26 protein-coding genes and 3 tRNA genes are annotated in these 26,777 nt (G+C 67.5%); 14 read left to right on the top strand and 15 right to left on the bottom strand.

All coding sequences use genetic code 11. From position 1 onward, the window contains the following. Positions 1 to 100: 100 nt before the first annotated feature. The 3 genes from NWF22_RS11270 to NWF22_RS11260 all read right to left on the bottom strand — a co-directional run bounded on the left by NWF22_RS11270 (position 101) and on the right by NWF22_RS11260 (position 883). Positions 101 to 505 (bottom strand): NUDIX hydrolase, encoded by a 405-nt coding sequence (locus tag NWF22_RS11270; RefSeq protein WP_258321391.1) that lies wholly within the window; start codon positions 503 to 505, stop codon positions 101 to 103. A 172-nt stretch (positions 506 to 677) separates the two neighbouring features. Then, positions 678 to 750 (bottom strand) — tRNA-Arg (locus tag NWF22_RS11265). A 44-nt stretch (positions 751 to 794) separates the two neighbouring features. Further along, positions 795 to 883, bottom strand: a tRNA-Ser gene (locus NWF22_RS11260). 121 nt (positions 884 to 1,004) lie between these two features. Here NWF22_RS11260 and hisC point away from each other — a divergent pair. Beyond that, on the top strand, positions 1,005 to 2,075 hold the full coding sequence (gene hisC / locus NWF22_RS11255) for a histidinol-phosphate transaminase (protein WP_160901789.1): 1,071 nt from the start codon (positions 1,005 to 1,007) through the stop codon (positions 2,073 to 2,075). 4 nt (positions 2,076 to 2,079) lie between these two features. On the opposite strand, the gene NWF22_RS11250 is transcribed toward hisC, so the two are convergent. Continuing rightward, positions 2,080 to 3,060: an alpha/beta hydrolase gene (locus NWF22_RS11250; RefSeq protein ID WP_160901788.1), complete on the bottom strand. Its 981-nt coding sequence runs from the start codon at positions 3,058 to 3,060 to the stop codon at positions 2,080 to 2,082. Between the two features lie 232 nt (positions 3,061 to 3,292). Between NWF22_RS11250 and NWF22_RS11245 the strand changes: the two genes are divergently transcribed. After that, positions 3,293 to 3,793 (top strand): acyl-CoA thioesterase, encoded by a 501-nt coding sequence (locus NWF22_RS11245; protein ID WP_160901787.1) that lies wholly within the window; start codon positions 3,293 to 3,295, stop codon positions 3,791 to 3,793. On the opposite strand, the gene NWF22_RS11240 is transcribed toward NWF22_RS11245, so the two are convergent. Together NWF22_RS11240 and NWF22_RS11235 are read right to left on the bottom strand one after the other, a co-directional pair. Next, positions 3,778 to 5,019: a hypothetical protein gene (locus NWF22_RS11240; protein ID WP_160901786.1), complete on the bottom strand. Its 1,242-nt coding sequence runs from the start codon at positions 5,017 to 5,019 to the stop codon at positions 3,778 to 3,780. The two genes, NWF22_RS11245 and NWF22_RS11240, sit on opposite strands and share 16 nt — an antisense overlap. 67 nt (positions 5,020 to 5,086) lie before the next feature. Next, positions 5,087 to 6,211 (bottom strand): acyltransferase family protein, encoded by a 1,125-nt coding sequence (locus NWF22_RS11235; protein ID WP_160901785.1) that lies wholly within the window; start codon positions 6,209 to 6,211, stop codon positions 5,087 to 5,089. A 43-nt stretch (positions 6,212 to 6,254) separates the two neighbouring features. Here NWF22_RS11235 and NWF22_RS11230 point away from each other — a divergent pair, with 43 nt between their 5' ends. Continuing rightward, on the top strand, positions 6,255 to 7,271 hold the full coding sequence (locus tag NWF22_RS11230) for a magnesium transporter CorA family protein (RefSeq protein ID WP_160901784.1): 1,017 nt from the start codon (positions 6,255 to 6,257) through the stop codon (positions 7,269 to 7,271). Between the two features lie 15 nt (positions 7,272 to 7,286). On the opposite strand, the gene NWF22_RS11225 is transcribed toward NWF22_RS11230, so the two are convergent. Next, the gene (locus tag NWF22_RS11225; protein ID WP_160901783.1) at positions 7,287 to 7,961 is read right to left on the bottom strand and encodes a winged helix-turn-helix transcriptional regulator; all 675 of its coding nucleotides are present in this window, start codon (positions 7,959 to 7,961) and stop codon (positions 7,287 to 7,289) included. A 204-nt stretch (positions 7,962 to 8,165) separates the two neighbouring features. Between NWF22_RS11225 and NWF22_RS11220 the strand changes: the two genes are divergently transcribed. Next, entirely contained in the window at positions 8,166 to 8,981 is an 816-nt protein-coding gene (locus NWF22_RS11220) for a class I SAM-dependent methyltransferase (RefSeq protein ID WP_160901782.1), read from the top strand. Positions 8,982 to 9,264: 283 nt separating this feature from the next. Here the strand turns inward: NWF22_RS11220 and NWF22_RS11215 are convergent. Continuing rightward, positions 9,265 to 9,349: transfer RNA gene (locus tag NWF22_RS11215), tRNA-Ser, on the bottom strand. A 78-nt stretch (positions 9,350 to 9,427) separates the two neighbouring features. Here NWF22_RS11215 and NWF22_RS11210 point away from each other — a divergent pair. Beyond that, positions 9,428 to 10,393, top strand: coding sequence for an NAD(P)H-quinone oxidoreductase (locus NWF22_RS11210; RefSeq protein ID WP_160901781.1), 966 nt, complete (start codon positions 9,428 to 9,430; stop codon positions 10,391 to 10,393). A 13-nt stretch (positions 10,394 to 10,406) separates the two neighbouring features. Here the strand turns inward: NWF22_RS11210 and NWF22_RS11205 are convergent, their stop codons facing one another. Continuing rightward, positions 10,407 to 10,898 carry a MarR family winged helix-turn-helix transcriptional regulator gene (locus NWF22_RS11205; protein ID WP_233751040.1) on the bottom strand — a complete coding sequence of 164 codons (492 nt, stop codon included), beginning with the start codon at positions 10,896 to 10,898 and terminating at the stop codon, positions 10,407 to 10,409. Between the two features lie 91 nt (positions 10,899 to 10,989). Then, a complete protein-coding gene (locus NWF22_RS11200) occupies positions 10,990 to 12,186 on the bottom strand; it encodes a cysteine desulfurase-like protein (protein WP_160901780.1) in 1,197 nt (398 codons plus the stop codon). Positions 12,187 to 12,250: 64 nt separating this feature from the next. On the opposite strand from NWF22_RS11200, the gene NWF22_RS11195 reads away from it, so the two are divergent. Genes NWF22_RS11195 through glfT1 form a run of 4 tightly spaced genes read left to right on the top strand, consistent with a single transcriptional unit; the run spans position 12,251 to position 15,423 of the window. Next, positions 12,251 to 12,805, top strand: a complete 555-nt coding sequence (locus NWF22_RS11195; RefSeq protein ID WP_160901779.1) for a bacterial proteasome activator family protein — start codon at positions 12,251 to 12,253, stop codon at positions 12,803 to 12,805. Between the two features lie 25 nt (positions 12,806 to 12,830). Then, on the top strand, positions 12,831 to 13,691 hold the full coding sequence (gene wzm, locus NWF22_RS11190; protein WP_160901778.1) for a galactan export ABC transporter permease subunit Wzm/RfbD: 861 nt from the start codon (positions 12,831 to 12,833) through the stop codon (positions 13,689 to 13,691). Positions 13,692 to 13,705: 14 nt separating this feature from the next. Beyond that, entirely contained in the window at positions 13,706 to 14,527 is an 822-nt protein-coding gene (wzt, locus tag NWF22_RS11185; RefSeq protein ID WP_160901777.1) for a galactan export ABC transporter ATP-binding subunit Wzt/RfbE, read from the top strand. Next, positions 14,527 to 15,423 carry a galactofuranosyltransferase GlfT1 gene (gene glfT1 / locus NWF22_RS11180; protein WP_160901776.1) on the top strand — a complete coding sequence of 299 codons (897 nt, stop codon included), beginning with the start codon at positions 14,527 to 14,529 and terminating at the stop codon, positions 15,421 to 15,423. Before wzt ends, glfT1 begins: the two co-directional genes overlap by 1 nt. On the opposite strand, the gene NWF22_RS11175 is transcribed toward glfT1, so the two are convergent. Next, on the bottom strand, positions 15,382 to 15,963 hold the full coding sequence (locus tag NWF22_RS11175) for an acyl-CoA thioesterase domain-containing protein (protein WP_258321390.1): 582 nt from the start codon (positions 15,961 to 15,963) through the stop codon (positions 15,382 to 15,384). The genes glfT1 and NWF22_RS11175 overlap by 42 nt on opposite strands. Before the next feature lie 173 nt (positions 15,964 to 16,136). On the opposite strand from NWF22_RS11175, the gene NWF22_RS11170 reads away from it, so the two are divergent. Both NWF22_RS11170 and NWF22_RS11165 read left to right on the top strand, forming a co-directional pair. After that, positions 16,137 to 16,619 carry a winged helix-turn-helix transcriptional regulator gene (locus tag NWF22_RS11170; protein WP_160901775.1) on the top strand — a complete coding sequence of 161 codons (483 nt, stop codon included), beginning with the start codon at positions 16,137 to 16,139 and terminating at the stop codon, positions 16,617 to 16,619. Between the two features lie 131 nt (positions 16,620 to 16,750). Continuing rightward, entirely contained in the window at positions 16,751 to 17,629 is an 879-nt protein-coding gene (locus tag NWF22_RS11165; RefSeq protein ID WP_160901774.1) for a TIGR03619 family F420-dependent LLM class oxidoreductase, read from the top strand. A 6-nt stretch (positions 17,630 to 17,635) separates the two neighbouring features. On the opposite strand, the gene NWF22_RS11160 is transcribed toward NWF22_RS11165, so the two are convergent. Genes NWF22_RS11160 through NWF22_RS11145 form a run of 4 tightly spaced genes read right to left on the bottom strand, consistent with a single transcriptional unit; the run spans position 17,636 to position 22,499 of the window. Beyond that, positions 17,636 to 19,051: a phytoene desaturase family protein gene (locus tag NWF22_RS11160; RefSeq protein ID WP_160901773.1), complete on the bottom strand. Its 1,416-nt coding sequence runs from the start codon at positions 19,049 to 19,051 to the stop codon at positions 17,636 to 17,638. A gap of 2 nt (positions 19,052 to 19,053) precedes the next feature. Next, the gene (locus tag NWF22_RS11155; RefSeq protein WP_160901772.1) at positions 19,054 to 19,557 is read right to left on the bottom strand and encodes a GtrA family protein; all 504 of its coding nucleotides are present in this window, start codon (positions 19,555 to 19,557) and stop codon (positions 19,054 to 19,056) included. Between the two features lie 35 nt (positions 19,558 to 19,592). Then, positions 19,593 to 21,608 carry an MDR family MFS transporter gene (locus NWF22_RS11150; RefSeq protein ID WP_160901771.1) on the bottom strand — a complete coding sequence of 672 codons (2,016 nt, stop codon included), beginning with the start codon at positions 21,606 to 21,608 and terminating at the stop codon, positions 19,593 to 19,595. Between the two features lie 60 nt (positions 21,609 to 21,668). Beyond that, positions 21,669 to 22,499 carry an aldo/keto reductase gene (locus NWF22_RS11145; RefSeq protein WP_160901770.1) on the bottom strand — a complete coding sequence of 277 codons (831 nt, stop codon included), beginning with the start codon at positions 22,497 to 22,499 and terminating at the stop codon, positions 21,669 to 21,671. 68 nt (positions 22,500 to 22,567) lie between these two features. Between NWF22_RS11145 and NWF22_RS11140 the strand changes: the two genes are divergently transcribed. The 3 genes from NWF22_RS11140 to NWF22_RS11130 are packed head-to-tail and all read left to right on the top strand — an operon-like array spanning position 22,568 to position 26,665. Further along, positions 22,568 to 23,782 (top strand): alpha/beta hydrolase family protein, encoded by a 1,215-nt coding sequence (locus tag NWF22_RS11140; protein WP_160901769.1) that lies wholly within the window; start codon positions 22,568 to 22,570, stop codon positions 23,780 to 23,782. A 7-nt stretch (positions 23,783 to 23,789) separates the two neighbouring features. Next, a complete protein-coding gene (locus tag NWF22_RS11135; RefSeq protein WP_160901768.1) occupies positions 23,790 to 25,334 on the top strand; it encodes a phytoene desaturase family protein in 1,545 nt (514 codons plus the stop codon). A 14-nt stretch (positions 25,335 to 25,348) separates the two neighbouring features. Beyond that, on the top strand, positions 25,349 to 26,665 hold the full coding sequence (locus NWF22_RS11130; RefSeq protein WP_233751038.1) for a DUF2254 domain-containing protein: 1,317 nt from the start codon (positions 25,349 to 25,351) through the stop codon (positions 26,663 to 26,665). The last annotated feature ends 112 nt before the right edge of the window (positions 26,666 to 26,777 follow it).

Below are 26,777 nucleotides of genomic sequence, written 5' to 3'. Positions count from 1 at the left end.
ATCGATCTCGCGGGTCACGCTAACGGAGATGACCTTGCGATCGGTGAACCCTGCGAAAACTCTGTGTCGCGACCTTGCCACCCTCAGGCCGCCACGGAGGTCACAGACCGGGGATCACATGGTGGACCAACAGCGGTGCGAGGTCATCCGGCAGGGGCCGCAGTTCGACGTCGAGCCAACGGATCTCGGCGATCTCCGCCGATGGCGTGAGCGCGTCGACCACACCGTCGTAGCCGAATACCGTTGCGTCGATCTCGAATCCGGACTCGTTCGCCGCCGCCGACCGGAACCGACCCAGCTCGGTCAGCCGCTCGACCGGGATGACGAGTCCGACTTCCTCCGCGCATTCACGTGCGGCAGCGTCGGCCGCCGACTCTGCCGGCTCGGGTTTGCCACCGGGGAGCATGAACCGCGACGTACCGCGTTTGCGCACCGTCAGCAGGCGGCCACGGCGGTCGCGGATGACGACACCGCTGACGACGATGATCGGTGGGCTGCTCGACACCGGGCGATCGTACGGGTGATCGGGCGTCCCGGGCGGATGACCTGGGCGGCGAGTTGTCCACAGGATCTACTCACATGTGTGTAATTCGGGGCCGGCCGCCATCTGCCCCTGGACACGTGCCGAAAAGGCGAACACCCCGTCACCGGGAGTCGGTGACGGGATGTCGTCGCTGTGCGCCCGTAGGGATTCGAACCCCAAACCTTCTGATCCGTAGTCAGATGCTCTATCCGTTGAGCTACGGGCGCGTGGTATTCAGTTGTTCATCCCGCGGTCGGCGACCTCGGGTCGGCGGAGGCGAGAGGATTTGAACCTCCGGTCCCGTGTTAGCGAGACAACTCATTAGCAGTGAGTCCCATTCGGCCGCTCTGGCACGCCTCCTTGGCGGAGTCCTTTCGAACTGCCGAAGCGAAAGGTTACACACACTGTGCGCCGCGAAGCAAACCACGATTGCGGCCGACCGGTTTTGGCTGCGCACGCGGCACGCAACTACATTTGACGGGTGTCCCTGCGCATCCGCCCCGACCTCGATGACCTCCCCGTCTACGTCCCCGGCAAGACGTTTCCGGGTGCGGTGAAACTGGCGAGCAACGAAGTCACCGAGGGTCCGCTGCCCAGTGTGCGCGACGCCATCGCCACCGCCGCCGCCGGCGTCAACCGCTACCCGGACAACGGCATGGTGGAACTCACCGCCGCACTGGCCAAGAAGATCGGCGTCACCGAGGCCGAGGTGCAGGTGGGTTGCGGGTCGGTGATTCTGTGTCAGAACCTGATCACCGTCACCAGCGGGCCCGGCGACGAGGTGGTGTTCGGCTGGCGCTCGTTCGAGACCTATCCGCTGGCGACGCGAGTGGCCGGTGCGACGCCCGTCCAGGTGCCGTTGACGTCGGAGCTCACCTACGACCTGCCGGCGATGGCGGCCGCGATCACCGACCGCACCCGACTGATCTTCGTGTGCAACCCGAACAACCCCACCGGCACGGTCGTCGAGGCCGACGCGTTGCGACAGTTCCTGCGCACCGTGCCGTCCGACGTCATCGTCGCCCTCGACGAGGCCTACTTCGAATACCTCCGACTAGGTCCGACGCAGGCCTACGACGCCCTCGAACTGCGCCGCGAGTTCCGCAACCTGGTGGTGCTGCGCACCTTCTCCAAGGCCTACGGCCTGGCCGGGTTGCGGGTCGGATATGCACTGGCCGATCCGGAGGTGATCACCGCCCTGGGCAAGGCGCATATCCCGTTCTCCGTCAACAGCGTCGCCCAACAGGCTGCGCTGGCGTCGCTGGCCGCCGAAGACGAACTGCTGGCCCGCACCGACGCCGTGGTCGCCGAACGCACCCGGGTGACCGGACGACTGCGCGACCTCGGTTACCGGGTGCCCGATTCGCAGGCGAACTTCGTGTGGCTACAACTCGACGACGACACGATCGAGTTCGCGCAGGCCTGCGTCGAGGCCGGGGTCGTGGTGCGGCCGTTCGCCGGCGACGGCGTCCGGGTCACCGTCACCCATCCGGCCGAGGACGACATCTTCCTGCGCTTCGCCGAGCAGTGGGCGGCGCGGGCGTCCGACTAGGAGCTCACAGGCCGCGGGAAATGGTGGGCCAGGCCTTCCGGAGATCCTGTTCCCAGTAGATCCAGCTATGGGTGCCGATCAGCCGGAAGCCGTCGGTGAATGCCACGTTGTTGGCCCGTAGGGTGGCGGCGAACTCCAACGAGCAGCGCCACGCGCCGAGTTCGAGAGCCGAGCCGGCGGCGGTGACCGCCTCACGCGGGCCGTCCTCCGGATCATAGGGAGCGGTCAGATCGCGGGGCCCGATCGCGCCGGAGCCCGCTGCGATGAAGATGTCCTTGCCTCGGAGCCGGTCCAGATGCTTGCTGGGATCGTGCGCAGCCCAGTTCGCCGAGCCGAACGGACCCCACATGTTGGTGGCGTCGCCGCCGCTGCGGGCGACGGTGGTGCGGACGTAGCTCTCGTTGACCGGCCCGGACACCGGCGGGCATCCGCTCAGCGACGCGATCCCGCTGTAGAGGGCGGGCTGACGCATCGCCAGGGTGAAGGCCGATTGTCCACCCATCGACAGGCCGACGACCGCATTGCGACCCGTTCCGTCGAAACGCTCGTCGATCAGCGGGGGCAATTCCTTGGTGAGGAACGTTTCCCACTGGGGCTTGCCCAGGGCCGGGTCGTGCTGCACCCAATTGGTGTAGAAGCTGCCGGCCCCGCCGGTCGGCAACACCACGTTGACGTTCTTGTCGGCGAAGAACTTCCCGGCCTTGCCCTTGGTGATCCAATCGCTGACGTCCTCACCCGCGTCGGCACCGTCGAGCAGGTAGACGGTGGAACGTGGGCCGGACGAGAACTGGGGGGTGAGGACCGAAACCTTCACCTTGCCGCCCATGGACGGTGAGTCCACCCAGATGTCGGTACGCAGCGGACTCAGCTTGGATGCCTTCGAGATCTCGGCGACCTTGGTGTCGGCGTGCGCCACCCCGGGCGCGGCGAGCACCCCGATCAGCATGGCGGCCACGAGCGCCGACCACCGATACGACTTCCGCATGCTTTCCCTCACCACAACGCACGTGCCGCCCGCGACGTCGTCGTACGGGGCGTCCGAAAAACTGAATTCACGGTGTCCCCGGCCGACCGCGATGTCCTCCGACCAGAGTACTGATCGGACGACGCCTTTCGGAACCCCCGACACTATGCTGCAGGTCGCCCCGGCGCACGCCGGCCAGACCAGCGCGCGCACGCCGGCCAGACCAGCGCGCACAACCATCAGGAGGCGGCCGATGCCCTCGTCACCCAGTCCCGACGTACCGACCGGTACGGGTCTCGACCCCGATGGTTTCGCGTTCGCCGCGCGGGTTCCGGTGCGCTGGTCGGATATGGACGCCTTCGGACACATCAATCACGCGCGGATGGTCACCTTGATGGAGGAGGCGCGGATCGAGTGGCTGATGGCGGCGAGAAGTGCGAGCGAGTCCGACGACGACGTCGCGGCACTGATCATGAGCGCGATGATCGTGCACGTCGAGATCCGGTACCAACGCCAACTGCGGCACGACGACACACCGTTGCGGGTGGGGATGTGGATCGCGGGCCATCGCTCGGTGGATTTCACGATCGGCTACGAGATCCGCGCGTGCGGCGACGACGCGACCACGAAGGCCGCATGCGTGGCGAGCACCCAGATGGCGGTGGTCGACGCGCAGGCACACACCCTGCGTCGGCTGAGCCCGACGGAGAAGGCGTTCCTGCGTTCCTGGATGCGGCCTCAGGACGGTTCGTAGCGAGCCGGCAGTTCCCGGGCGGTCGCCGGTGAGATCCGGGCGATGTTGCCCTGCAGGACATCCCGGTAGATGCGCAACTGTTCTTCCCCGCTGCGCACCTGCTCGGTCAGCCGCTTGGCGTTGTCCACCGACATCTCCCGGTCACCGGACCGGGCGATGAGTTCGTCGATCCGTTCGTCGATCGTGGTGGTCCGGTTGTACTCGGCGAGCACCCGCAGTTCGACGGCCGCCGACTCGACGACTGCCGCGACCTCACCGAGCGCCTGCACGCGGTCGATCAGTTCGGTCCACACCGGCCGCAGCGTCTTCTCGCGCCGGTCGATGTGGTCGGCGAAGGACTGGTCGAACCCGCCGTTGCGTTTGGCGCGGTCGAGGTCGATGCGCACGGCTCGCAGCGCGATGACGTCGGCGGCGATCTCGGCGAGTTCCGCGTGCAGGTTCACCTGCGTGCGTTGCACCTCGAAATGATCCGACAGCCAGGCCGGGTTGCCGACGACGCGGTCGTAGAAGTGGCCGGCGACGAACAGCAGCGTCTCGTAGCCGTCGACGAAGGTCGCGGCACCCGCGTTCGGCGACGTCACCGACGTCGCATCCTCCCGCTCCGGGGCGAGGATCTGACTCGCCCACTCACCGGCCTGCGGATATCCGGAGCGCGACGCCACCTGGCCGACCACACCGGCGAGCCGGTCGAAGGCGGCGGTCCCGGCGCGGCGCATGTACCCCGACGAATGCACATTGGGGGTGGGTGTGCACAGCAGCCCCGCGAACAACCGTTCCCGTTCCTCGATCTCGAGGTAGACGTTCTCACGCCGTTCCCGCCGGATCGCCCGTGTGCCGCCGGCGAACACGCCCTTGGCGGTCACGATGTACTTGCGCGCGTCATCGCGTCGGCGGTGCAGCCCGTTGACGCGGTTGCGCATCACGGCTGCCACGACACCGGGCACCATCGGGTTGTCGAGCTGCTGTTCGGCCTGGGCGATGGCTCGTTGCAGGCGACGCAGGTCGCCGAAGCCGCCGGGCAATACGGGCACCGGGAGGCCGGTGGAGATCCGGCGGACCACGATGGCCCGTCCGGCCGGCGTGAGGAAACCCGACGCGATCAGGACCGCCGCGGTGTCGGAGAGCTCCGGACGTTCACCGGGGAGCCGCGACTCGTCGCACCATGCGCGAATCTCGTCGTCTGTCGTGGCCCCGGCCGGAACACCGGGGCGCCGGTTGTCGACCATCGTCAGTCAATCCTCAATTCCCACCCGGCCTCGAATCGCGCCCGGTGCGCCATCTGTCCCGCCGATCCTACCCGCGCCCGACAAGTGGCTCGGGCGTGCGAGCGAGCGTGATCGGCCGGGTGACCCGATGCAACAGCCAGGCCACCGGCACACTGACGGCCGAGGTCAGCAGGAACGCGACGATCGTCGACCCGGAGAACACCCGCCACCCCAGCAGGTCCATCACCACCTCGAGGATGATCAGGTGGACGAGGAAGAACTCGTAGGAGATCGCCCCGAACCACACCATCGGTCGACTGCCGCACCACCGTGCCCACCAGTCGCATCCGCCGTCGACGCCACGGATCGTCAGCGGGCCGATCAGTCCCACCGCCACGACCACATAGAGCAGATGTTTGACGATCGTGGCCGACGCAGTGGTGGGGGTGATGGTCGGCTCACCGGCGATGGCGGTGCCGCTCAGCAGCAACGCCCCGGCGGCCACCGCCACCGAGATCGTCGGATCCCACCGGGTGACGAGGCGTCCGACGACGGCCAGCAGCATGCCCGCGACGAACCAACCGAAGAAGGCCGGCGCCCACAGCCGTGCGGTGGGACTGAGGTCGGTGCTGCCGGCGACGATCACCGACCAGATCGGTGACACCAACATCAGCGCCACCAATCCCACCACCAGCAGATCCGGCCGCCACCGTCCTCCGCAGAGCAACATCAGCCCCCCGGCGATGACCGGCAGCGCCAGATAGAACACCACCTCGGCGGCCAGGCTCCACATCTGGGTGAGACCCGAGTGCAGGTGACCGAAGCCGTACACCTGGGTCAGCGTCATATTGCGCAGGAAGCCCGACCAGCCGGTGCCGGCGGGCGCGGCGTCGGGTGGTGTGTAGATCAGGAACAATCCGTACACGGCGAGCACGGTGAGCCAGTACGCCGGCAGGATGCGTCGGGCCCGATGCCAGAAGTACCGGCCCACCGATGGCCGACCTCGACGACCCGCGAGCGCATCGACCCACGGCGAGAACAGCAGATATCCGGAGAGGACGAAGAACAGGGCGACACCGATCTCGAAACGCGACAGCAGGCGCCCGAGGTAGTCGTCGGTGTAGTCACCCGTCCAGAACGCCGCGTGGGTGAGGCAGACCGACAGGGCGGCGATGGTGCGAATGCCGGTCAGAGACGGAATCCGCGCAGCCATGCAGCGATCCTGCCACCCGCCGATCCGGTGGCAGGATGTGGGCATGGGAGAACGTGTGCGGGGCCAGATCTGGCGCAACGGCGAGAAAGTGGACGGCTTCGAGCTCAGCGCCATCTCCGATCACATCGGACACGATGGCGAGCTCATCTGGGCCGATCTGCAGTGCCCCAGCCACGACACCATGGCCGCATTGGCCGACGAACTCGATCTCGACCCGTTCGCCATCGAGGACACCACCGCCAAGGCGGAACGGGTCAAAACCGTCACCTACGCGCACCACACATTCCTGATGGTGTACGCCGTCACCATCACCTCCTCGGAGGGCACCTCACCGGACATGCAGCACCCGACGGAGAAGGCCGACGAGTTCGAACTGCATCGCATCTCGATGTTCATCAAGCACAACGCGCTGATCACCGTGCGCCTGTCGGAGGGGTTCGACATCGACGAGGTGGTGTCGCGGTGGGATGAGATGGGCAGCAAACAGTACGGCGTCGGCGCGCTGCTGCACGGATTGCTCGACGTCGTCGTCGACGGCCATTTCGATGCCGTGCAGCGTCTCGATGACGCCGTGGAGTCCCTCGAGGGGTCGCTGTTCGACGAGCGGGTCGAGGCTCGGGAGCTGCAACGCAAAACCTATGACCTGCGCAAGGATCTGGTGCTGTTGCGCCGCGTCATACTGCCGATGCGCGAGGTCATCGGCAACATCCAGCGTCGGCGTTTCGAGAACGACGCACCGTCGGAACTCGACCCGCACTTCTCCGACCTCTACGACCACGCATTGCGCGCGGCCGAATGGACCGAATCCGTGCGGGACATGATCACCACGGTGTTCGAGACCAATCTGTCGCTGGCCGATGCCCGCCTCAACTCGGTGATGAAGAAGCTGACGGGGTGGGCCGCGATCATCGCGGTGCCGACGGCGATCACCGGCTTCTACGGCCAGAACGTGCCGTTTCCCGGGTACGAGCGCACACTCGGTTTCATCACCAGCACGATTCTGATCGCCGCGGTGGTGGCGGCCCTGTATCTCACCTTCCGCCGACGCGACTGGCTCTGACGCTCACACCGGCTCTCACGCCGGCCGGGGCACCGCCGCGGACTCGCTCTGCCCGATCCAGTCGGGCACCTCGCGGCGGATCTCGGCAGGTGCCATGATCGTGATGGTGTTGTCGGCCAACGCGGTCCGCCAATCGATGTCGCCGCGCCACACCTCGGTCAGTGTGCGCAGATCGGTCACCACCGTGCCGTCGATGTCATATCCCGGATCGAAGTCACACACCTGTGGGGTTCCCTCGCTCACCACCAGCCACCAGGAGCCCGCCTTGCCGATGACGTCACGGAAGGTGAACTCCAACACCGCGCGGCGGCGCGGCCACCGGTCGATCGGCATCGACCGGTGGATGTCCCACATCAGCAGGTGTGGGTCGAGGTCGGCGTCGCCGAGCTCGCCGATCCACCGGATCCCCCACGCGCTCAGCGCGTCGACGACCTCGTTGAGTTCCTCGCCCTTGTCGGTGAGCGTGTACACCGATCGGCCGCCGACCTCGGTTCGTCGAATGACGCCGGCGCGTTCCAGCGTCCGCAACCGCTTCGTCAGCAGCGCCGGCGACATCTTGGGCACGCCTCGGCGCAAATCGTTGAAATGTCGGCTTCCCAACAACAGTTCACGGACGACGAGGATCGTCCACCGTTCGTCGAGGAGTTCCATCGCCTTCGCGACCGGACAGAACTGTCCATACGAGGTCATCGCACACCACCTTTGCTCCGCCGCGTTCAGTACACACCCACGTGCGGCGGTTGACCAGTACAGATTGTGAACCGGAGGTAGTTCAGATCTTGATCTGGATGCGTCGGCCCCGCCCGCGGGATGGTGACTGGGCACTCCCCGTCACGCCGGTACCCGGCCGGTAGAGCGCATCACCGGGTCCCTTCCACATCAGGAGACGAGTTCATGACAATCGACAGCATCACCACCGACGCCACGATCAAGCAGCGTCATCGCGCGATGTGGGCGTCCGGCGACTATCCCGCGGTAGCCGACGTCATCGCCGACCTCGGGCCGCAGCTGGTGACGGCCACCGGCATCGGCGCCAGCGACAAAGTGGTCGACATCGCCGCCGGCGCAGGCAATGTGGCCGTTCCGGCCGCCCGGACCGGGGCCCACGTGGTCGCCACGGACCTCACCCCGGAACTGTTGCAGACCGGCGAGAGTCGGTTCCCGGATCTCGGTATCGTCTGGCGCACAGCGGATGCCGAGTATCTCCCGTTCGACGACGACACCTTCGATGTCGCGGTGTCGTGTGTCGGGGTGATGTTCGCACCGCATCACCAGGAGTGCGCCGACGAACTCGCGCGGGTCACCCGAACAGGTGGTCGGATCGGTCTGATCAATTGGACCCCAACGGGTTTCATCGGTGAGCTGTTCAAGGTGATGAAGCCCTACGCACCCGCTCCCCCGCCCGGGGCGCAGCCCGGCGTGCTCTGGGGAGATGCCACCCACGTGGCCGGTCTGTTCGGTGAACGGGTACACGACCTCGTCGCGACCACCGCAACCCTCGAGGTGACCGACTTCGCCGACGGTGCCGCGTTCCGGGACTTCTTCAAGGCCACCTACGGACCCACCATCGCCGCCTACCGCACCATCGGCGACGACACCGACCGCGCGGCCGAACTCGACGCCGCGATCGCCGGCCTCGCCGACCGGTACCTGCATGACGGCGTCATGCAATGGGAGTACCTGCAGGTGACCGCCACGGTCGCCGGCTGAGCAACGCGCATCTCGAGCCGGATGCATGCCGCCGCGCCAAAGACCTCACCTGCCGCCAGGGACCTCCGACGCGCGGAGGGTCTGTGGCAAGTGGTGAGGTCTCTGCATTGAGCCCCTTACGCGAGTTCATTCGCGCGAATGAACAGGCTGTCGACGGCGCTCCCGCCTGCGCTGACCGCGCACATCCACCCGACCACGAGACCTCACCTCTCGCCACAGACCTTCCGCACAACGAAGGTCGCCGGCGACAGGTGAGGTTTCTGCATTCAGCAGCGATGCTCTGCGGAAGCGGAGGGATTTGAACCCCCGGTGGTTTTACCCACGCTCGCTTTCAAGGCGAGTGCATTCGGCCGCTCTGCCACGCTTCCCTGCGCACGAGGCTACTGGAGAAGGCAGGTCGCGAGCACATCGGCCCAGGCGACCGACCGGTGACTAGTGTCGGCAGGGTGCGCGCAATAGCCGGAACCGATCAGCTGTCCGTCGTCACTCTGCCCGATCCCGAGCCGGGCCCGCACGAGGTCGTCATCGACGTCGTGGCCGCGGGCGTCAACCGAGCGGATCTACTGCAGCGCAAGGGCCTGTATCCGCCGCCGCCCGGCGCGGTGGACACCCTCGGGCTCGAGGTGTCCGGCCGGATCGCCGCGCTGGGTGAGCATGTGTCGGGCTGGAAGGTCGGCGACGAGGTCTGTGCACTTCTGGCCGGCGGCGGTTACGCGGAGAAGGTCGCGGTGCCGGCGGTGCAGGTGCTGCCCAAGCCGACCGCCGTCGATCTCGTCAGTGCGGCCGCGCTACCCGAGGTGGCGTGCACGGTCGCGTCCAACGTGTTCGACGCCGGGCATCTGGCATCCGGGGAGCTGCTGCTGATCCACGGCGGGTCGTCGGGGATCGGGACGCACGCCATCCAGGTCGCGCACGCGATCGGTGCGCGCGTGGCCGTCACCGCGCGGACCGCGCAGAAGTTGGATCGGTGCCGTGAACTGGGCGCCGAGGTCCTCATCAACTACGCCGACGACGACTTCGTCGACATCATCCGGGAGTGCGGTGGCGCCGACGTCATCCTCGACATCATGGGCGCCAAGTACCTCGAACAGAATGTCAGGGCACTCAACACCGGCGGCCGGCTGGTCATCATCGGCATGCAGGGCGGCACCAAGGCCGAACTGTCCATCGCGGCGCTGATGACCAAACGGGCGTCGGTCATCGGCACCACATTGCGATCACGCCCGGTCACCGGAAGCAACTCGAAGGCCGAGGTGGTGGCCACGACACGGCGGATCACCTGGCCGCTGCTCGACTCCGGCGAGGTGCTACCGATCGTCGACTCCACCTTCGGACTCGCCGACGCCGAGGCAGCCCACGCCCGCCTCGACAGCGGCGACGCGATCGGCAAGATCCTGCTGACCGTGAACTGACCGCCTCACCCGGTCAGGGGTGTCCCTTGCCCGGCAGGTTGGCGGCGATCTTGGCGAACATCTCGCCGAGCATGCGGAACTCGTCGTCGGTCAGCGGGTCCACCACGAGCCGCGCGATGGTGTCGTCGCGCACCGCGGCGTGCCGGGCCAGCACCTCGCGGCCCCGATCGGTGATCCGGACCAGACGATGCCGGCCGTCGGTCTCCGACTCCGCGCGTTCGGCCAGCCCCTGCTCGACGATCCGGGTGATCTGCCGCGACACCGTGCTCACCGACATGTGCACGACCGCGGCCAGTTCGCTGATGCCGCGTTCCTCCCGGTCCTGCAGTCCTTCGAGGACACGCAGGTCGACCTGGGAGAGACCTGCCGCCGACATCGTGTTGTTGATCTCGGCGAGCAGTCCCCACCCGCCACTGACAAAGGTGCGCCACACCTGACGCTGTGCCGGACTGAGCTCCCGGAAGGGCTCCTCGCAATTGCCGCCCATCACCTCTCCGCCGGCCAAGTGACAACCTTCATTGTCGTAAACCTAATGGCCGCGATGACACATCGCTAATCGCAACGTCCCCTTCTGGGACAATTGCCCAGAAGTTCGATCAACCGAGTGAACCGAGCGTCCGCACGAGGTGATCCACCTCATAGGGCGTCGAGTACGGGCCGAGCCCGACGGTGACGGCGCCGCCGAAGTCGTCGGCACCCATCCGGACCAACGCCCGGCTGGGGACGTCGGCCAGCGCGCAAATACCGTTGTCGGCCAACCGCCGCACCACCTTTTCCGCCGCGACGCCGTCGAACGTGAAGCTCACCGCGGGGACGCGGTCGGCGGCGGTACCGATCAGGTTCACCTGGTTGAGGTGTTGAACGGTGGTCATCAGGTAGAGCGTCAGTCGCCTCGTGTACTCCGACACACCGCCCAGTGCGGTGACCAGACGGTGCCGCCTCGTGCCGGCCGACTCGTCGTCGAGCGCGGCGAGATGCTCCACCGACGCCGTCAGACCCGCCAGCAAGCCGCCCTGCAACGGCTCGGGTTCCAGCCTCGCCGGACCCTCGGCGCGCGGATTCATCGCGAGCGTACGCAGCGACGCCATCGCCGACGGGTCGCGGAAGACCATCGCCGCCACGCGCGGACCGCCCCACCGTTCCGCCGAGACCAGCATTACGTCGGCGCCCAGTTCGGCCATGTCGAGCGGCATGTAGGGGGCGGCGCTGGTCGCGTCGACGACGAGGCGCGCGCCGACCTGGCGGGCCGACGCGGCGATCGCGCTCACATCGGTGATCGCGCCCATCGTCGAGGAGGCCAGGGTGACCGCGACGACGGCGGTACGTTGGTCGATCAACTCGCGATACTGCCAGGTCGGCAGTGCGCCGGTCTCCACGTCGATCTCGGCCCAGCGGATCTGCGCACCGTGCGTGTCGGCGGCGCGAATCCACGGAACGATGTTGGGTTCGTCGTCCTGTCGGCTGACCACCACGTTGGCGCCGAACCAGGTGGACGCGGGCAGAGCTTCGGCGAGTCCGGCCACCAACGCCGAGCGCGACGGGCCCAGGACCACTCCGGCCGGGTCGGCCGCCACCAGGTCGGCCACCGCCCGGCGTGCCCGCTCAGCGGCGTCGGCGGCGGCACGGGCGCCGGGATGTTCGCCCCCCGGTGCGGAGGACAACTGCCGGAAGCCCGTCGAGACAGCCGACGCGACGGAGTCTGGGATCAGCATTCCCGCCTGCGGATCGAGGTGGATCCAGCCGTCGCCGAGCGAGGGAAACAATCCACGCACGTGGGCGACGTCGAAGGGCATACGTCTCACCATAGACATGGGGTGTCGGCGCAGGCCCCGGGTGGCCTTCGGCACAATGGACGTCATGTCTTCTGGACCGAATTCCGCACCGTTTCCGGGCGGCGACCCGCGCACCGGCGACGAGAGCGACAACGTGATCGTCGTCGGCGGCCAGGCCGCCGCCGACCAACAGAACGACCAGGACGACGACACCCAGAGCGTCGCCGACATGGTGGAGCAACCGGCCAAGGTGATGCGGATCGGCACCATGATCAAGCAGTTACTCGAGGAGGTCCGCGCCGCTCCTCTCGACGAGGCGAGCCGCAACCGGCTGCGCGAGATCCACGAGTCGTCGATCCGCGAGCTCGAAGACGGCCTGGCGCCCGAGCTGCGCGACGAACTGGAGCGTCTGGCGCTGCCGTTCGGCGACGAGGCCACCCCGTCGGACGCGGAGCTGCGCATCGCGCAGGCACAGTTGGTCGGCTGGCTGGAGGGTTTGTTCCACGGCATCCAGACCGCACTGTTCGCCCAGCAGATGGCGGCCCGCGCCCAACTCGAGCACATGCGGCAGGGGCAGCTGCCGCCCGGGATGATGACCGGCAACGGACCGGCCGGCCCCAGCACCGGTCAGTACCTCTGAGCGGCCGCTTGTAAGCTGTGTCCCCGTGTCCTCCGTAGTCAGCGACGAGATCCCCGCAGCACCCTTGGTGTCGGACTCGCGCACCATGCGCCGTGCCGTCGCCGATCTCTCCCGAGGATTGCGAACCTCCGAGCTGTGGTTGCATCTCGGCTGGCAGGACATCAAACAGCGCTACCGCAGGTCGGTCCTCGGTCCGTTGTGGATCACGATCGCAACGGGCGTGACCGCAGTCGCCATGGGTCTGCTGTACGGCGAGCTTTTCGGGATGGACATCAAGTTCTTCCTGCCGTATGTGGCGCTCGGCTTCATCTTCTGGAGCTTCATCTCGAGTTCGATCCTCGAGGGATCGGCGGTCTTCTCCGCCAACGAAGGCTTGATCAAGCAGTTGCCCGCACCGGTCAGCGTGCACGTCTACCGGGTCGTCTGGCGGCAGCTGATCATCTTTGCGCACAACATCGTGATCATCGCGATCATCTTCGTCATCTTCCCGCCGCCGCTGAACTGGACCGTGCTGCTGGTGGTCCCGGCCATCGGATTGTTCGTGCTCAACGCGATCTGGGTGTCGATCGTCTTCGGGATCCTGTCCACCCGGTTCCGCGACATCGGGCAGCTGCTGTCCACCGTCGTGCAGCTGGTGTTCTTCATGACCCCCATCATCTGGAGCACGCAGAGCCTCACCAGCGCGACCGGCGAGGAGTCGTCACGCCTGAAGATCGTCGAGCTCAACCCGATGTTCCACTACCTGGAGATCTCGCGCGGTCCGCTACTCGGCGAGTCGGTGCAGTTCTACCACTGGGCGATCGTCATCGGCTGTACCGTCGTCGGCTGGGTGCTGGCGATGTTCGTGATGCGCAACTATCGAGCCCGCGTGGCGTACTGGGTTTAGGACGGGACGAACACATGGGATCTGAGAGCACGGTTCGCGTCGACACCTGGGATGCCTGCGTCGACTTCCCCATCTTCGACGCCAAGACGCGGTCGCTGAAGAAGTCGGTGATGGGCGCCGCGGGTGGGGTCATCGGTGCGACCGAGTCCAACGTCGTGGTGGTCGAGGCGCTCAAGAACATCAATCTGCACCTCAAGCACGGCGACCGGATCGGTCTGGTGGGTCACAACGGTGCCGGGAAGTCGACGCTGCTGCGCCTGCTGTCGGGCATCTACGAACCCACCCGCGGAGCCTGCCGGGTCAGCGGGCGGGTCGCGCCGGTGTTCGATCTCGGCGTGGGCATGGACCCCGAGATCTCCGGCTACGAGAACATCATCATCCGCGGCATGTTCCTCGGCATGACCCGCAAGCAGATGCTGCAGAAGATCGACGACATCGCAGAGTTCACCGAACTCGGCGACTATCTGCAGATGCCGCTGCGCACCTACTCGACCGGCATGCGGGTGCGCATCGCGCTCGGCGTGGTGACCAGCATCGACCCGGAGATCCTCATCCTCGACGAGGGCATCGGCGCCGTCGATGCCGACTTCATGCGCAAAGCACGTTCCCGGCTGCAGTCGCTGGTCGAGCGGTCGGGCATCCTGGTGTTCGCCAGCCACTCCAACGAGTTCCTCGCCCAGTTGTGCGACCGCGCGCTGTGGATCGACCACGGTCAGATCCGGATGGAGGGCGACATCGAGAGCGTCGTCGGCGCCTACGAAGGTCCGAAGGCCGCCGCGCACGTGCGCAAGGTGCTCGACACCGCCGGTACCTTCGAGGGCGAGGCCCGGAACTGATGACCGATCAGGTGATCGCGGTGGTGGTCACACACCGGCGCGTAGAGCTCCTTGACGGCTCCCTCGCGGTGATCGCCAACCAGGACCGTCCCGTCGATCGCCTCATCGTGGTGGACAACGCCGACGAACCGGAGGTGGCCGACCTCGTCGCCCGTCAACCCATCCCGACCACCTACCTGGGATCACAGCGCAACCTGGGCGGGGCCGGCGGCTTCGCGCTCGGCATGTTGCACGCGTTGGCGCTGGGCGCGGACTGGATCTGGTGCGCCGACGACGACGGCCGGCCCGACGGGCCTACGGTGCTGAGCACGTTGCTCGAGTGCGCACAGCGTCGCGGTCTCGACGAGGTGTCGCCGGTGGTCGCCAACATCGATGACCCGGACACCCTCGCCTTCCCCCTGCGTCGCGGGGTGGTGTGGCGCCGGAAGCGGTCCGAACTGTTCACCGACGACGATTCGGACTTCCTGCCCGGTATCGCGTCGTTGTTCAACGGGGCATTGTTCTCCGCGCGCGCGATCGAGGAAGTGGGCGTTCCGGACCTGCGCCTGTTCTTCCGCGGCGACGAGGTGGAGATCCATCGTCGGTTGCAGCGCTCCGGGCTCGCGTTCGGCACCTGCCTCACCGCCGGGTATCTGCACCCCGATGGGTCCGAAGAGTTCCGGCCGATCCTCGGCGGACGCATGCACACCCAGTACCCCGACAACCCGACCAAGCGGTATTTCACCTACCGCAACCGCGGCTACCTGATGTCCCAGCCCGGACTCCGCAAACTCATCCCCCAGGAATACGCTCGCTTCGGCTGGTACTTCCTTGTCCAGCAGCGTGATCCACAGGGTTTCGCCGAGTGGGTGCGGCTACGCCGGCTCGGCCGCCGCGAGCGGTTCACGCGCCCGTGAGGGCCGCCGCAGTTCTGTCGCCGCATGGTTCGTCCCCCGGGTCTTGCTTCCTCCGCCGACGGCAGTGGGGGAAAGAAGCGATCGCCGGGGGAAGAACACTGAGCGATGGGCGGCATCCACCGACATCGGCCGCTGCGTGGAGATCCATGCACGCATCCAGGGTTCGGCGGCCGCGGTCAGCGGTAGCGGACCGTCGGTCGGCCGCAGATCCAGGTGCTGCCCCATCGGCACGATCTCCGGTGGGATCGAGAACGGCGCGCAGCTCTCCGGCGCGGGCACGACGTCCGCCGAGATGTCGGCGATGTCGGCGGCGGCAGGCGGGCACAGCTGCCCCATCGTCACCGATGCCGACGCCACCACCAGCCCCTGCTGGGCGACGACGACATCCACCATCCGCGTGCTGCGCCCGGCCGAGGTGACCGTCGAGGTCAACCGCAGCTCACCGTCGCCGGGACGACCGGAGAAGCGGAGGTCGACCGCCCGCACATCGGCTTCCGGGACCGTCTCGGCCGCCACATGCACGGCCAACGCGGCGATCACACCGCCGTGCGGGCCCTACCATCCCCACCACGACCGGTCGACGTCGGCCACCCATAGTCCGTCTTCGAGAACTCGCACCGAGAATTCGTCGGCAAGCGCGTACCTGCTGAGTTGTTTCACAAAACTCAGCAAAGCAGGTTGAGTTGCGTTACGCAACCCACTACCGTGAACTCATGCGCCGAGCCAGTTTCACCGACATGAACTGTTCCGTCGCCCAAACGCTGGAGATCGTCGGCGAGTGGTGGACGCTGCTGATCGTCCGCGATGCCCTGTTCGGCGTGACACGCTTCGACGAGTTCTCCTCCCGACTCGGCATCGCCCGCAATGTGCTGACCCAGCGGCTCGACACACTCGTCGAGCACGGGGTGATGGCCAGGGAGCCCTACCAGGACAAGCCGGTGCGCTACGACTATCGCCTCACCGAGAAGGGCCGCGACCTGTGGACGGTGCTCGCCGCGCTACGGCAGTGGGGTGACCGGTGGGCGATCGACTCCGAACCGCCGATCGTCACCGAGCACCGGGACTGCGGTCACACGATGACCGTGGAACCGGTGTGCTCGGCGTGCGACGAGCACGTGACGCGATCGGACCTACGGCTCCTGCCGGGCCCCGGCGCCGACGACCACAGCCCTCGGCCGGTCGTCCGCATTCAGTAACTGAACCGTCGGACCCAGTCGGAGTGGATGACGACGCGGCGGTACAGCGTCGCGGCGGGCCGAAACCTTCCCACCTCAAACTAGAACGTGTTCTACTCTGAGGTAGAGAGCCCCACATCCCGAGGAGCACGATGCGCTTCACCTTCGCCGAGGCCATGACCGACCCGAGTTACTACGCACCGCTCGCGCAGGCCGCGGAGCAGGCCGGTTACTCCGGTTTCACCATCCCGGACTCGCTGGCCTACCCGGCCGAATCGGACGCCACCTATCCGTACACCCCCGACGGTGATCGGGAATTCCTCGACGGCAAGGCGTTCATCGAGACGTTCATCCAGGCCGCCGCGCTCGGCGCGGTCACCGAGACCATCCGCTTCACCCCGTTCGTGGTGAAGTTGCCGGTGCGTCCGCCGGCCTTGGTCGCCAAGCAGGCCAGTTCGGTCGCCTACCTGACCGACAACCGTTTCGCCCTCGGCGTCGGCACCAGTCCGTGGCCCGAGGACTACGACCTCATGGGGGTCGACTTCAAGCGCCGCGGCAAGCGGATGGACGAATGCATGGACATCATCCGCGGCCTGACCACCGGCGAGTACTTCGAGTTCCACGGCGAGTTCTACGACATCCCCAAGATCAAGATGACCCCGGCACCCACCGAACCCATCCCGCTGCTCGTCGGCGGTCACGCCGACCTCGCGCTGCGCCGCGCGGTGATCCGCGGGGACGGGTGGATGCACGGCGGCGGGCCGGCCGAGGAACTCGATGCGCTGCTGGACAAGATCGCAGACATCCGTAAGGCGGAGGGAAAGACCAACGATCCGTTCGAGATCCACGTGATCTCCACCGATGCGTACTCCGTCGACGGAATCAGAAGACTGGAGGACAAGGGCATCACCGATGTGATCGTCGGCTTCCGGTTGCCCTACATCAAGGGCTCCGACACCGAGCCCCTGCAGAAGAAGCTCGACCATCTGAACTGGTACGCGGAGAACATCATCGCCAAGGTCAACGAATGATGCGGCTCAACGACTGAGGTAGCTCAGCGCTGCGTGGGCGGCCCGGTAGCCGCACATGCCGTGGACACCGCCTCCGGGCGGCGTGGCCGAGGAGCACAGGAAGACCCCGGGCGCACCGGTGGCGTACGGGTTCGCCGACAGTCGCGGACGAGCCAGCAAGTGCCGTAGATCGTTTCGGCCGCCACCGATGTCGCCGCCGACGTAGTTCGGGTTGCCGCGCTCGAACTCGGCCGGTGACGTGCTGACGGAACCGATGATGCGGCTTCGGAAGCCCGGCGCGAACCGTTCGATCTGCGCGGTGACCGCTTCGGTCGCATCGCCGGTGTAGCCGTGTGGCACATGTGCATACGCCCACAGCGGCTTCACCGAGCCACTCGCCCGGGACGGGTCGGCCAACCACTGTTGGGCAACCAACGTGAACGGCCGCGCCGGCATCCGGCCGGCCACGGCGTCCGCCTCGGCAGCAGCGATCTCCGCGATGCCACCGCCGAGATGCACGGTGCCGGCACGCGCACAGTCGCGATCGGACCACCCCACTTCGCCGTCGATCAGGTAGTCGACCTTGAACGCCGCCGGCCCGTGCGGGTAGCGCGCGAACTGTCGAGCCCGTCGGGTCGGTAGTCGGTCGCCGAGCATGCCGACTGCGGCCGAGGGCATCACGTCGAGCAGGATGAGGTCGGCCGGTTCCACCTCGTCGATCCGCTCGACCCGCATCCCGGTGGTGATGGCTCCGCCGGCATCGATGAGTGCCGCGGCCAACGCTCCGATGATGGCCTGCGACCCACCCTCGGCGACGGGCCACCCCTGCCGATGCCCCGCGGCGAGCAGCATCAGGCCGGCGGCCGCCGATCCCGGCCGGTCGAGTCGCGTGAACGAATGGGCGGCGACGCCGGCGAACAGGGCCCGTGTGGCGTCGTCTCGGAACACCCTCGCCAGCGCGGTCGCCGGGTACAACGCCCGCAGCCCGAATCCGGCCAACTGCACCGGATGTCGCGGCATCCGCACCATCGGGCCCAGCACGTCGTCGGCGATGTCGCCGAAGTCGTCGGCGAGACCGCCGATCAGGTCCTGCCAGACCTCTCGGTCGTTGCCGAGCCCGACCGCCGTCTCGCCCACCGACCGCCGCAGCAGCGCGGCACGCCCGTCGTCGAGCGGATGCGCACAGTCAAGCTCCGGCAACCGCCACCGCAGCCCGAACTCCTCGAGCCGCAACTGGCGAAACGCCGGCGAGGCCGCACCCATCGGATGCACCGCGGAGCACACGTCGTGCAGGACATCGGCCCGCATCAATGCCTCGGTACGTGCTCCTCCACCGATGCGATCAGCCGCCTCCACGACGCGCACCGACACTCCGGCACGCGCCAACACGACCGCCGCCGTCAGGCCGTTGGGCCCACTCCCGACAACGACCGCGCTGGTCACGCTCAGCGAATCCGGAAGATGACGAGCCGCTGGACCACGAAATTGATGACGGTCGCGGTGCCCTGCGCGATGACGTAGGCGACGAAGCTGTAGAGCACCGTCTCCGGCCACAGGTGTGACAGCCAGGTGTAGAGGCCGACGTTGACGAAGAAGGTCACCCCGTAGAGCAGCGCCACGGCCACGAACCGCAATGCGCTCGGTTCGGCCTGGAACGTCCAGCGCCGGTTGAACAGGTACGCGGTGGTGGTGCCGAGGATGAAACCGAGTGACTTGGCGACCGCGAACGGCGCCCCGAGCACATACTGGAGGAACAGGGTGAGACCGAAGTCGAGGACGCCCGAGCCGGCGCCGGTGACGGTGAATCGGACAATCTGGGTCTTCAGGTCCGCATTGGTCGACAACTCGGCATCGTTGAGCGGCAGTTCCAGCGGCGCGATGGGGTGCGGGGACGTGAAATCCTCATGGTGCGGCTGGTGATCGGCCGCGTCGGACTCGGGTCGGGACACGCACCAAACCATAGTCGAGACGACGCCGGTCGCCGCTACCCCGCGGGGGTGACCAGCCCCTTCGGCGGCGTCTCGGTGTGCAGGCGGCGGGCGATCTCGTCGAGCAGTTCGTCGACGTCGGCCTCATCGCTACCCGGGTAGTCGGCGACGAACTGGCGCAATCGGCTGCGCTGGGCGTCGAGGAGTCGTTCGGCCTCGGCCTGTCCCTCGGCGGTGATGGTGACCAGGCCGTGGTCGATGGTCACCATCCCCCGTGCGGCCAGCGACTCGGCAGTGGACACCACCAGCGGACGCGGGGTATCGGACGCGGCGGCCATCGCCCCGATCTCCCGCGCCGTTTCCTCGGCCACCCTGCTGACCATCCACGCCTCACCCCGCGACAACGAGCTGTCGGCGCCGGCCACCACCAGCTCCCAGGCCCGCAACCGGTCGTCGCGCGCCAGCGTCTCCCACACCTTCAGCCGCAACTCCTCCAACGAGGTCCGCGCCGATGGCATGCCGAAACTCTCCCCGGTGTCGGGGGTCTTGGTGACCGTACGCAACGGCACCTCGGGCAGCAGCCAGCTCAACGCGAAGGCGATCGCGCCGATCGGCACCGCCACCAGAAACACCATCTGAAACGCGTCGGTGAAGCCGTCGAGGAACCACGTCTGAACCTCCGGTGGGCACGACGGCAACGTCAGCGTCGACGCCTCCAACACCTGCGCCGAACACGGCCCCACCGCCCCCGGAGGGGCACCGTCCGACAGCAGGGTGTCGAGGCGCGTGTTGAAGACGGCACCGAACGCGGCGACGCCGACCGAGGCGCCGATCGTCCGGAAGAACGTCGCACCGCTGGTGCCGGCACCGAGGTCGCGATACTCGACCGCGTTCTGCACCGCCAGTACCAGCACCTGCATCACCAGGCCCAGACCGAGACCCAGGATGAACAGGTACACGCTGGTCAGCGTGCTCGAGGTGGTCTCGTCCATGGTGGACAGCAGGTACAGCGCGACGGTGAAGATCGCGGTACCCGCGATCGGATAGAACCGGTAGCGGCCGGTGCGGCTGATGAGCTGGCCGCTACCGATCGAGGTGAGCAGCAGCCCGACCATCATCGGGATCATCCGCAATCCGGACGATGTGGCGCTGGCCCCTTGCACGGACTGCAGGAACAGCGGCAGGAACGTGATGGCTCCGAACATCGCGAACCCGACGACGAATCCGACCGAGGAGGCGATGACGAAGACCCGGTCGGTGAACAGACGGACCGGCATCACCGGCTCCGGGGCGCGCCGCTCCTGGAACAGGAACGCGACCGCTGCCAGCACCGACAGCGCGGCCAGACCCAGCACCCGACCCGACGTCCAGCCCCACAGGGCACCGAAGCTGGTGACCAACACGATTCCGGTGGCCGCCGTCATCAGCAACAGGATGCCCAGGTAGTCGATCGACGGCTTGGTCTGCGCGACGGTCTTCGGCAGCACCGCGATCACCACGGCCAGCGCGACGATCCCGATGGGCAGGTTGATGTAGAACACCCACCGCCAGCTGAGATTGTCGACGAAGAAGCCGCCGAGCAGCGGCCCCACCACACTGGCGAACCCGAAGACCGCACCGAAGATGCCCTGGTAGCGGCCGCGTTCCCGCGGGGGCACCACGTCACCGATGATCGCCTGCGACAACACCATCAACCCACCCGCACCGATACCCTGCAGTGCGCGATAGCCGATCAGGGTGGCCATCGACGACGCGGTGCCGCACAGGCCCGAGCCGACCAGGAAGATCACCACGCACGCGAGGAACAGATTGCGACGCCCGTACAGGTCGCCGAGCTTTCCCCACAGCGGTGTGGTGGCGGTGGTGGCCAGCATGTACGCGGTGACCACCCAGGTCAGGTGGTCGGCCCCGCCGAGGTCGTTGACGATCGTGGGCAGGGCGGTGGCGACGATGGTCTGATCGAGGGCGGCCAGGAGCATCGCCAGCATGAGGCCGGCGAAGATCGACCAGATCTTACGCTGGTCCAGCGTGTCGGCGGGTGCGTCGGCGGTGGGGGCACGGCCATCCGTCATGGGCTGACCCTACGTCCGGGCGGGGAGGTCGCGCCGGGAATCGACCCTTCGTGACGCCCCTCAGAACTCCTCTTCCACATCCGAGTCGCGAGCGGCCTTCTCGCCCCGGTCGAGTGCGGCCAAGGCGGCAAGATCCGTGGCGTCGAAGTGGAAGTCGAAGACGTCGGCGTTTTCCCGCTGCCGACCCAGGTGCGACGATTTCGGCACCACGCTGACGCCGTGCTGGACCGCCCACCGCAAGGCGATCTGCGTGGGTGACTTCCCGTACTTGCGGGCGAGCTTGATCACCGCCGCCTCGCCCAGCATGCCCTCCTTGCGGCCGGTCGGATGCCAGGCCTGGGCGTGAATACCCTTCTCGGCCATGAAGTCCCGCAACTCGGTACGCGCCAGTGCCGGTGAGCACTGGATCTGATTCAGCGCCGGCCATCGACCGGTCTCGTCGTAGAGCATCTGCAGGTGATGCTGTTTGAAGTTCGACACCCCGGCGGTACGGATAAACCCCTCGTCGGCGAGGGTCAGCAACGCCTTCCACGAATCGACCGTGCGTCCCAGACTGGGGCACGGCCAGTGGATGAGGTAGACGTCGATGTGGTCGACACCGAGACGACGGGCGCTGTCCTTGGCTGCGTTGATCGCCTCGTCGAAGCCCTGGTCACCGCCGCCGAGTTTGGTCTGGACCACCACCTCGTCGCGCGACACCCCCGATTCTCGCAGGCCCAGTCCGACGCTGCGTTCGTTGCTGTAGCGGCTGGCGGTGTCCAGCATGCGGTATCCGGCCCGCAGCGCTCCGGCGACGGCCGCCACCCCGGGTCGGCCCAGCATGTCGAAGGTGCCCAGACCCACCATCGGGATCGAGTATCCGTTGTTCAGCTCCACTGACGGAATGTCCACGACCTCAGAATAGGTCCAACGCGACATCTGGGCGTGCCGGTATCGCGTGGACGCTAGGCTCGGCGAACATGACGCCCCGATCGCTGCGACGTGGCTGCGCGACGATGTTCGCCGCGTGGACGGCGGTGATCGCGGTCGTTGTCGCCGGGCCCATCGCCGCCGCGGACCCGACATCCACCCCGCCGCCGGCCTGGTCCGGACTGGATGTCCGCGACTACTCCGGTCCGATCCCCGAGCGCGCGGGCACCCTCATCGCGCAGGTCCCCCTCGCTCGCGGCCTCAGTGTCCCGGGCGCCGCTCGCTCCTTTCGAATCCACTACGCGACACCGGATCAGCACGGCCGAGCGGCCACCAGTACCGGGGCCGTGTTCCTGCCGGCGGGCACACCACCGCCCGGCGGTTGGCCGGTGATCGCCTGGGCACACGGGACCACCGGGCTGGGGGACGACTGCACCCCGTCGGCCCAGCCGCGCAGCGATCGCGACTCGGCGTATCTCGCGCACTGGCTCGCGCAGGGCTATGCGATCGTCTCGACCGACTATGTGGGCCTTGGCACACCCGGCCTGATGAGCTATCTCAACGGCGACTCGGAGGCCCACTCGATCGTCGACTCGGTCAAGGCCGCCCACCAGATGGGTGTGCCGCTGAGCACGAAATGGGCGATCGTCGGGCAGTCGCAGGGCGCCGGTGCCGCACTCAACGGAGCCCGCACGGCGACCGCATTGTCGCAGGGCACCGACCTCGACTACCGCGGTGTGGTCGCCACGGGAACGCCGGCCAACATCGAGCAGCTGATCGTGCTCGGCGGCCCGGCCTTCCCCCCGGTCACGTTGCCGGCCGATCTCAACACCTACATCGCCTACATCCTGGCCGGGTTCACCGAGGCCCGCCCCGATATCGGCGCCTCGACGGCGCTGACGCCCCGGGGCGCGGCTGTCATCGACCGCGCCCGGACGCTCTGTTATCCGGAGATGAGCGACCTCATGCGCGGTGTGGACCTACGCACCATGTTCCGGACACCGTTGGCCGACATCCCCGGGGTGCGCCCCGCCCTCGCCGACTACATGGGCACCCCGTACTCCGGGTATGACCGGCCGATCTTCCTCGGACAGGGCATGCTGGACACCGACGTCCCCGCGCCATCGGCACTGTCGCTGTATGCGCAGATGCAGGCGGCCGGCCAGCCCGTCGAACTGCACGTCTACCCGACCGAAGACCATTCGGGCACGGTGCTGGCCTCCCTGTCCGACTCCACCCCGTTCCTGCAACGCATCATGAGGTGATCGCGACGTGCCTGCCGCACACTGTGACGACATCATCGTCGGCGCCGGCCACAACGGCCTGACCGCAGCGGCCTATCTCGCCGCTGCCGGCCGGTCGGTGCTGGTCCTGGACAAGGCCGACCACGTCGGCGGGGCCACGGTCTCGGCCATGCCGTTCCCCGGACTGCCCGCACAGTTGTCGCGATACAGCTATCTGGTGTCGTTGCTACCGCGGGAGATCATCAGCGACCTCGACCTCGACATCCGACTCATCCGGCGCCGGTATTCGTCGTACACACCGGCGCCGTCCAACCCGTCGGTCGGACTTCTCGTCGACCACGGGGACGACGACGCGAGCGCCGAGTCATTCGTCCGGGCGACCGGGTCGGACACCGCCTTCACGGCATGGCAGTCGTTCTACAGCCGGATCGCCACTCTGGCACGGCGCGTGTTCCCCACCATGCTCGAGCCGCTGCGGTCGGCTCAGCAGATGCATGACCTGGTGACCGGCACGGACTCCAGCGAGGCCGAACTGTGGGAGATGCTGACGTCCCAACCGCTCGGCGAACTGCTGCGCCAGTACTTCGATGACGACCTCGTCCGCGGGATCGCCGCCACCGATGGGTTGATCGGCACCTTCGCCGACCTCGACGACCCGACGCTCCGTCAGAACATCTGCTTCCTGTATCACGTCATCGGCGGCGGCACCGGTGACTGGGACGTGCCGGTCGGCGGGATGGGTGCGGTGTCCGGCGCGCTGTATCAGGCCGCCGCCGCTGCCGGGGCGGAGATCCGTACGGGTGTGCAGATCGTCGGGATCGATCCGGCCGACGGCACCGTCGAACTCTCCGACGGCACCGTGACGGCGACGACGGTGTACGCCGCCTGCGCCCCGGCGGTGCTCAACGACCTGCTCGACGACCCGGTCCGGACCGAGCACTCCCCGCGGGGCGCCCAGCTCAAGATCAACCTGCTGCTCGATCGCCTCCCCCGGCTACACGACCAGACCGTCTCCCCGGCAGCCGCATTCGCCGGCACCTTCCACATCAATGAGACCGCGACACAATTGCACGACGCGTGGAAGCAGGCCGAGCGCGGACAGTTCCCCGACCCCGCACCGTGCGAGATCTATTGCCATACGTTGTCGGACCCGTCGATCCTCGGACCCGAGCTCGCCGGCAAACACACGCTCACCCTGTTCGGCCTGCACACCCCGCCGGAGGTGTTCGATTCCCCCGGCGCCATCGAACATGCAGTGGGTACCACCCTGGCCTCACTCAACTCGGTGCTCGCCGAACCCATCCAATCGGTGATCGCCCACGATGCGGCAGGCAACCCGTGTATCGAGGTGAAGACCCCGCAAGACCTCGAAGAGACGCTGGGATTGCCGGGCGGCAACATTTTTCATCGCAGCCTGCAGTGGCCGTGGGCGGAGTCCGATGACGAGGTCGACACGTGGGGTGTGGAGACACAGCATCCACGCCTGCTGCTGTGCGGCGCGGGCGCCCGGCGCGGCGGCGGGGTCAGCGGGATACCCGGGCGCAATGCGGCTCGAAAAGCATTGGGCGGGTAGGCACCACGATGCGCATGCGCTTGACACGGCTCCGCGACGTGTTCTGGTTCCTCCCGCTGGTGATGGGTATCGCCGCGATCGTGCTCGCGCAGGTACTGGTCCAGGTGGACCGAGCACTCGCCGACGACACCCCGGGCTGGCAGAGCGGCTTCTTCGTCCGAGTGGGCGCCAGCGGCGGCCGAGACCTGCTGGGCGCCATCGGCGGATCGATGCTCGCGGTGGCGGCGACGTCCTTCTCCATCACGATATCGGTGCTGGCGACGGCCAGTTCCACCTACGGGCCGCGACTGGTGCGCAACTTCATGAACGACCGCGGCAATCAGTTCGTGCTCGGCATGTTCGGCGCCACGTTCCTCTACGCGCTGATGGTGTTGCGTGCCATCACCGCCGGCCCCACCGTCGAGACGACCTTCGTGCCGGACATCGCGGTGAACGTGGCGGTGCTGCTCGCCGTGGTCGACGTCCTGGTGCTGGTGTACTTCATCAATCACATCGCCTCGTCCATCCAGGTCTCCACCCTGTCGGCGCGGGTGCGGTCCGAACTCGACGCGGTGGTCGAGGAGCTCTATCCCGAGCACGGTCCCGCCGAGGCGGAACCGGCACCCACACCGGGCGGTGGCGCACCGGTCACCTCGTCGGGCTCCGGTTTCGTCATCGGGATCGACGAAGCGGCGCTACTGCGGGCCGCGATCGAACACGACTGCCTCATCGCGCTCGTGATCCGGCCGGGCGACCACCTCGTCGAGGGCGAGTTGGTGGCCCGCGTGCACGTCACCGATCCCGACCGCCCCGAGCGTTCCCCGACACCCGCGGTCGCCGACGCGGTCGGAAGCGCGATCGATCTCGGGGAGACCAGAACCCCCTATCAGGACATCCAGTTCGCGGTGCAGCAGCTCACCGAGATGGCGGTCCGCGCCCTGTCACCGGGTACGAACGACCCGTACACGGCACACAATGCGTTGAATGAGCTCGCCGCCGGACTGGTCCCGCTCGCCCGCCGCCACGCACCGGAGCTGGGCCGCACCGACGACGACGGGGTGCTGCGGCTCATCGTCACCCGCCTGCCGATGCAGGAGCTCATCGACGACGTGTTCGGCGCGGTACGGACCTATGCGCTCGATGCGCCGATCGCGATGACCGCGGCGATCATGCTCGCCCGGCGGATCGGCGTCGCCGCGGTGGACACCGATGTCCGCGATCACGTGCTGGCCCACCTCGACCTCATCCACGACGCCCTCGGCCGCACCGACGACCCGGTCAACATCGACTTCTGTCGCGGCGAGATCGAGCAGACGCGGGCAGCCGTCGAGGCGTCGAACCAGCGCGCGTGAGGGCCGCGCGGTCGATATCGACGCCGTATCCAGCCGCACCAGCAGGGGTGGCCGTCGACAATAGTTGACGGCCCCACCCGCTCAGACCGCAGCTGGATACGGCTACCGCAAC

Origin of the sequence: Gordonia mangrovi, assembly GCF_024734075.1 — a bacterium.
GTDB lineage: Bacteria > Actinomycetota > Actinomycetes > Mycobacteriales > Mycobacteriaceae > Gordonia > Gordonia mangrovi.
Note: the sequence above shows the minus strand (reverse complement) of the source record. Positions and strands in the feature narration are given on the sequence as shown.

What these genes read in the sequence shown, in the direction of transcription:
- NWF22_RS11250 (WP_160901788.1), bottom strand. Translation starts at nt 3,060, where the DNA reads ATGCGGAAGTCGTATCGGTGGTCGGCGCTCGTGGCCGCCATGCTGATC.
- NWF22_RS11245 (WP_160901787.1), top strand. Translation starts at nt 3,293, where the DNA reads ATGCCCTCGTCACCCAGTCCCGACGTACCGACCGGTACGGGTCTCGAC.
- NWF22_RS11240 (WP_160901786.1), bottom strand. Translation starts at nt 5,019, where the DNA reads ATGGTCGACAACCGGCGCCCCGGTGTTCCGGCCGGGGCCACGACAGAC.
- NWF22_RS11235 (WP_160901785.1), bottom strand. Translation starts at nt 6,211, where the DNA reads ATGGCTGCGCGGATTCCGTCTCTGACCGGCATTCGCACCATCGCCGCC.
- NWF22_RS11230 (WP_160901784.1), top strand. Translation starts at nt 6,255, where the DNA reads ATGGGAGAACGTGTGCGGGGCCAGATCTGGCGCAACGGCGAGAAAGTG.
- NWF22_RS11225 (WP_160901783.1), bottom strand. Translation starts at nt 7,961, where the DNA reads ATGACCTCGTATGGACAGTTCTGTCCGGTCGCGAAGGCGATGGAACTC.
- NWF22_RS11220 (WP_160901782.1), top strand. Translation starts at nt 8,166, where the DNA reads ATGACAATCGACAGCATCACCACCGACGCCACGATCAAGCAGCGTCAT.
- NWF22_RS11200 (WP_160901780.1), bottom strand. Translation starts at nt 12,186, where the DNA reads ATGCCCTTCGACGTCGCCCACGTGCGTGGATTGTTTCCCTCGCTCGGC.
- NWF22_RS11195 (WP_160901779.1), top strand. Translation starts at nt 12,251, where the DNA reads ATGTCTTCTGGACCGAATTCCGCACCGTTTCCGGGCGGCGACCCGCGC.
- wzt (WP_160901777.1), top strand. Translation starts at nt 13,706, where the DNA reads ATGGGATCTGAGAGCACGGTTCGCGTCGACACCTGGGATGCCTGCGTC.
- glfT1 (WP_160901776.1), top strand. Translation starts at nt 14,527, where the DNA reads ATGACCGATCAGGTGATCGCGGTGGTGGTCACACACCGGCGCGTAGAG.
- NWF22_RS11170 (WP_160901775.1), top strand. Translation starts at nt 16,137, where the DNA reads ATGCGCCGAGCCAGTTTCACCGACATGAACTGTTCCGTCGCCCAAACG.
- NWF22_RS11165 (WP_160901774.1), top strand. Translation starts at nt 16,751, where the DNA reads ATGCGCTTCACCTTCGCCGAGGCCATGACCGACCCGAGTTACTACGCA.
- NWF22_RS11150 (WP_160901771.1), bottom strand. Translation starts at nt 21,608, where the DNA reads ATGACGGATGGCCGTGCCCCCACCGCCGACGCACCCGCCGACACGCTG.
- NWF22_RS11140 (WP_160901769.1), top strand. Translation starts at nt 22,568, where the DNA reads ATGACGCCCCGATCGCTGCGACGTGGCTGCGCGACGATGTTCGCCGCG.
- NWF22_RS11130 (WP_233751038.1), top strand. Translation starts at nt 25,349, where the DNA reads ATGCGCTTGACACGGCTCCGCGACGTGTTCTGGTTCCTCCCGCTGGTG.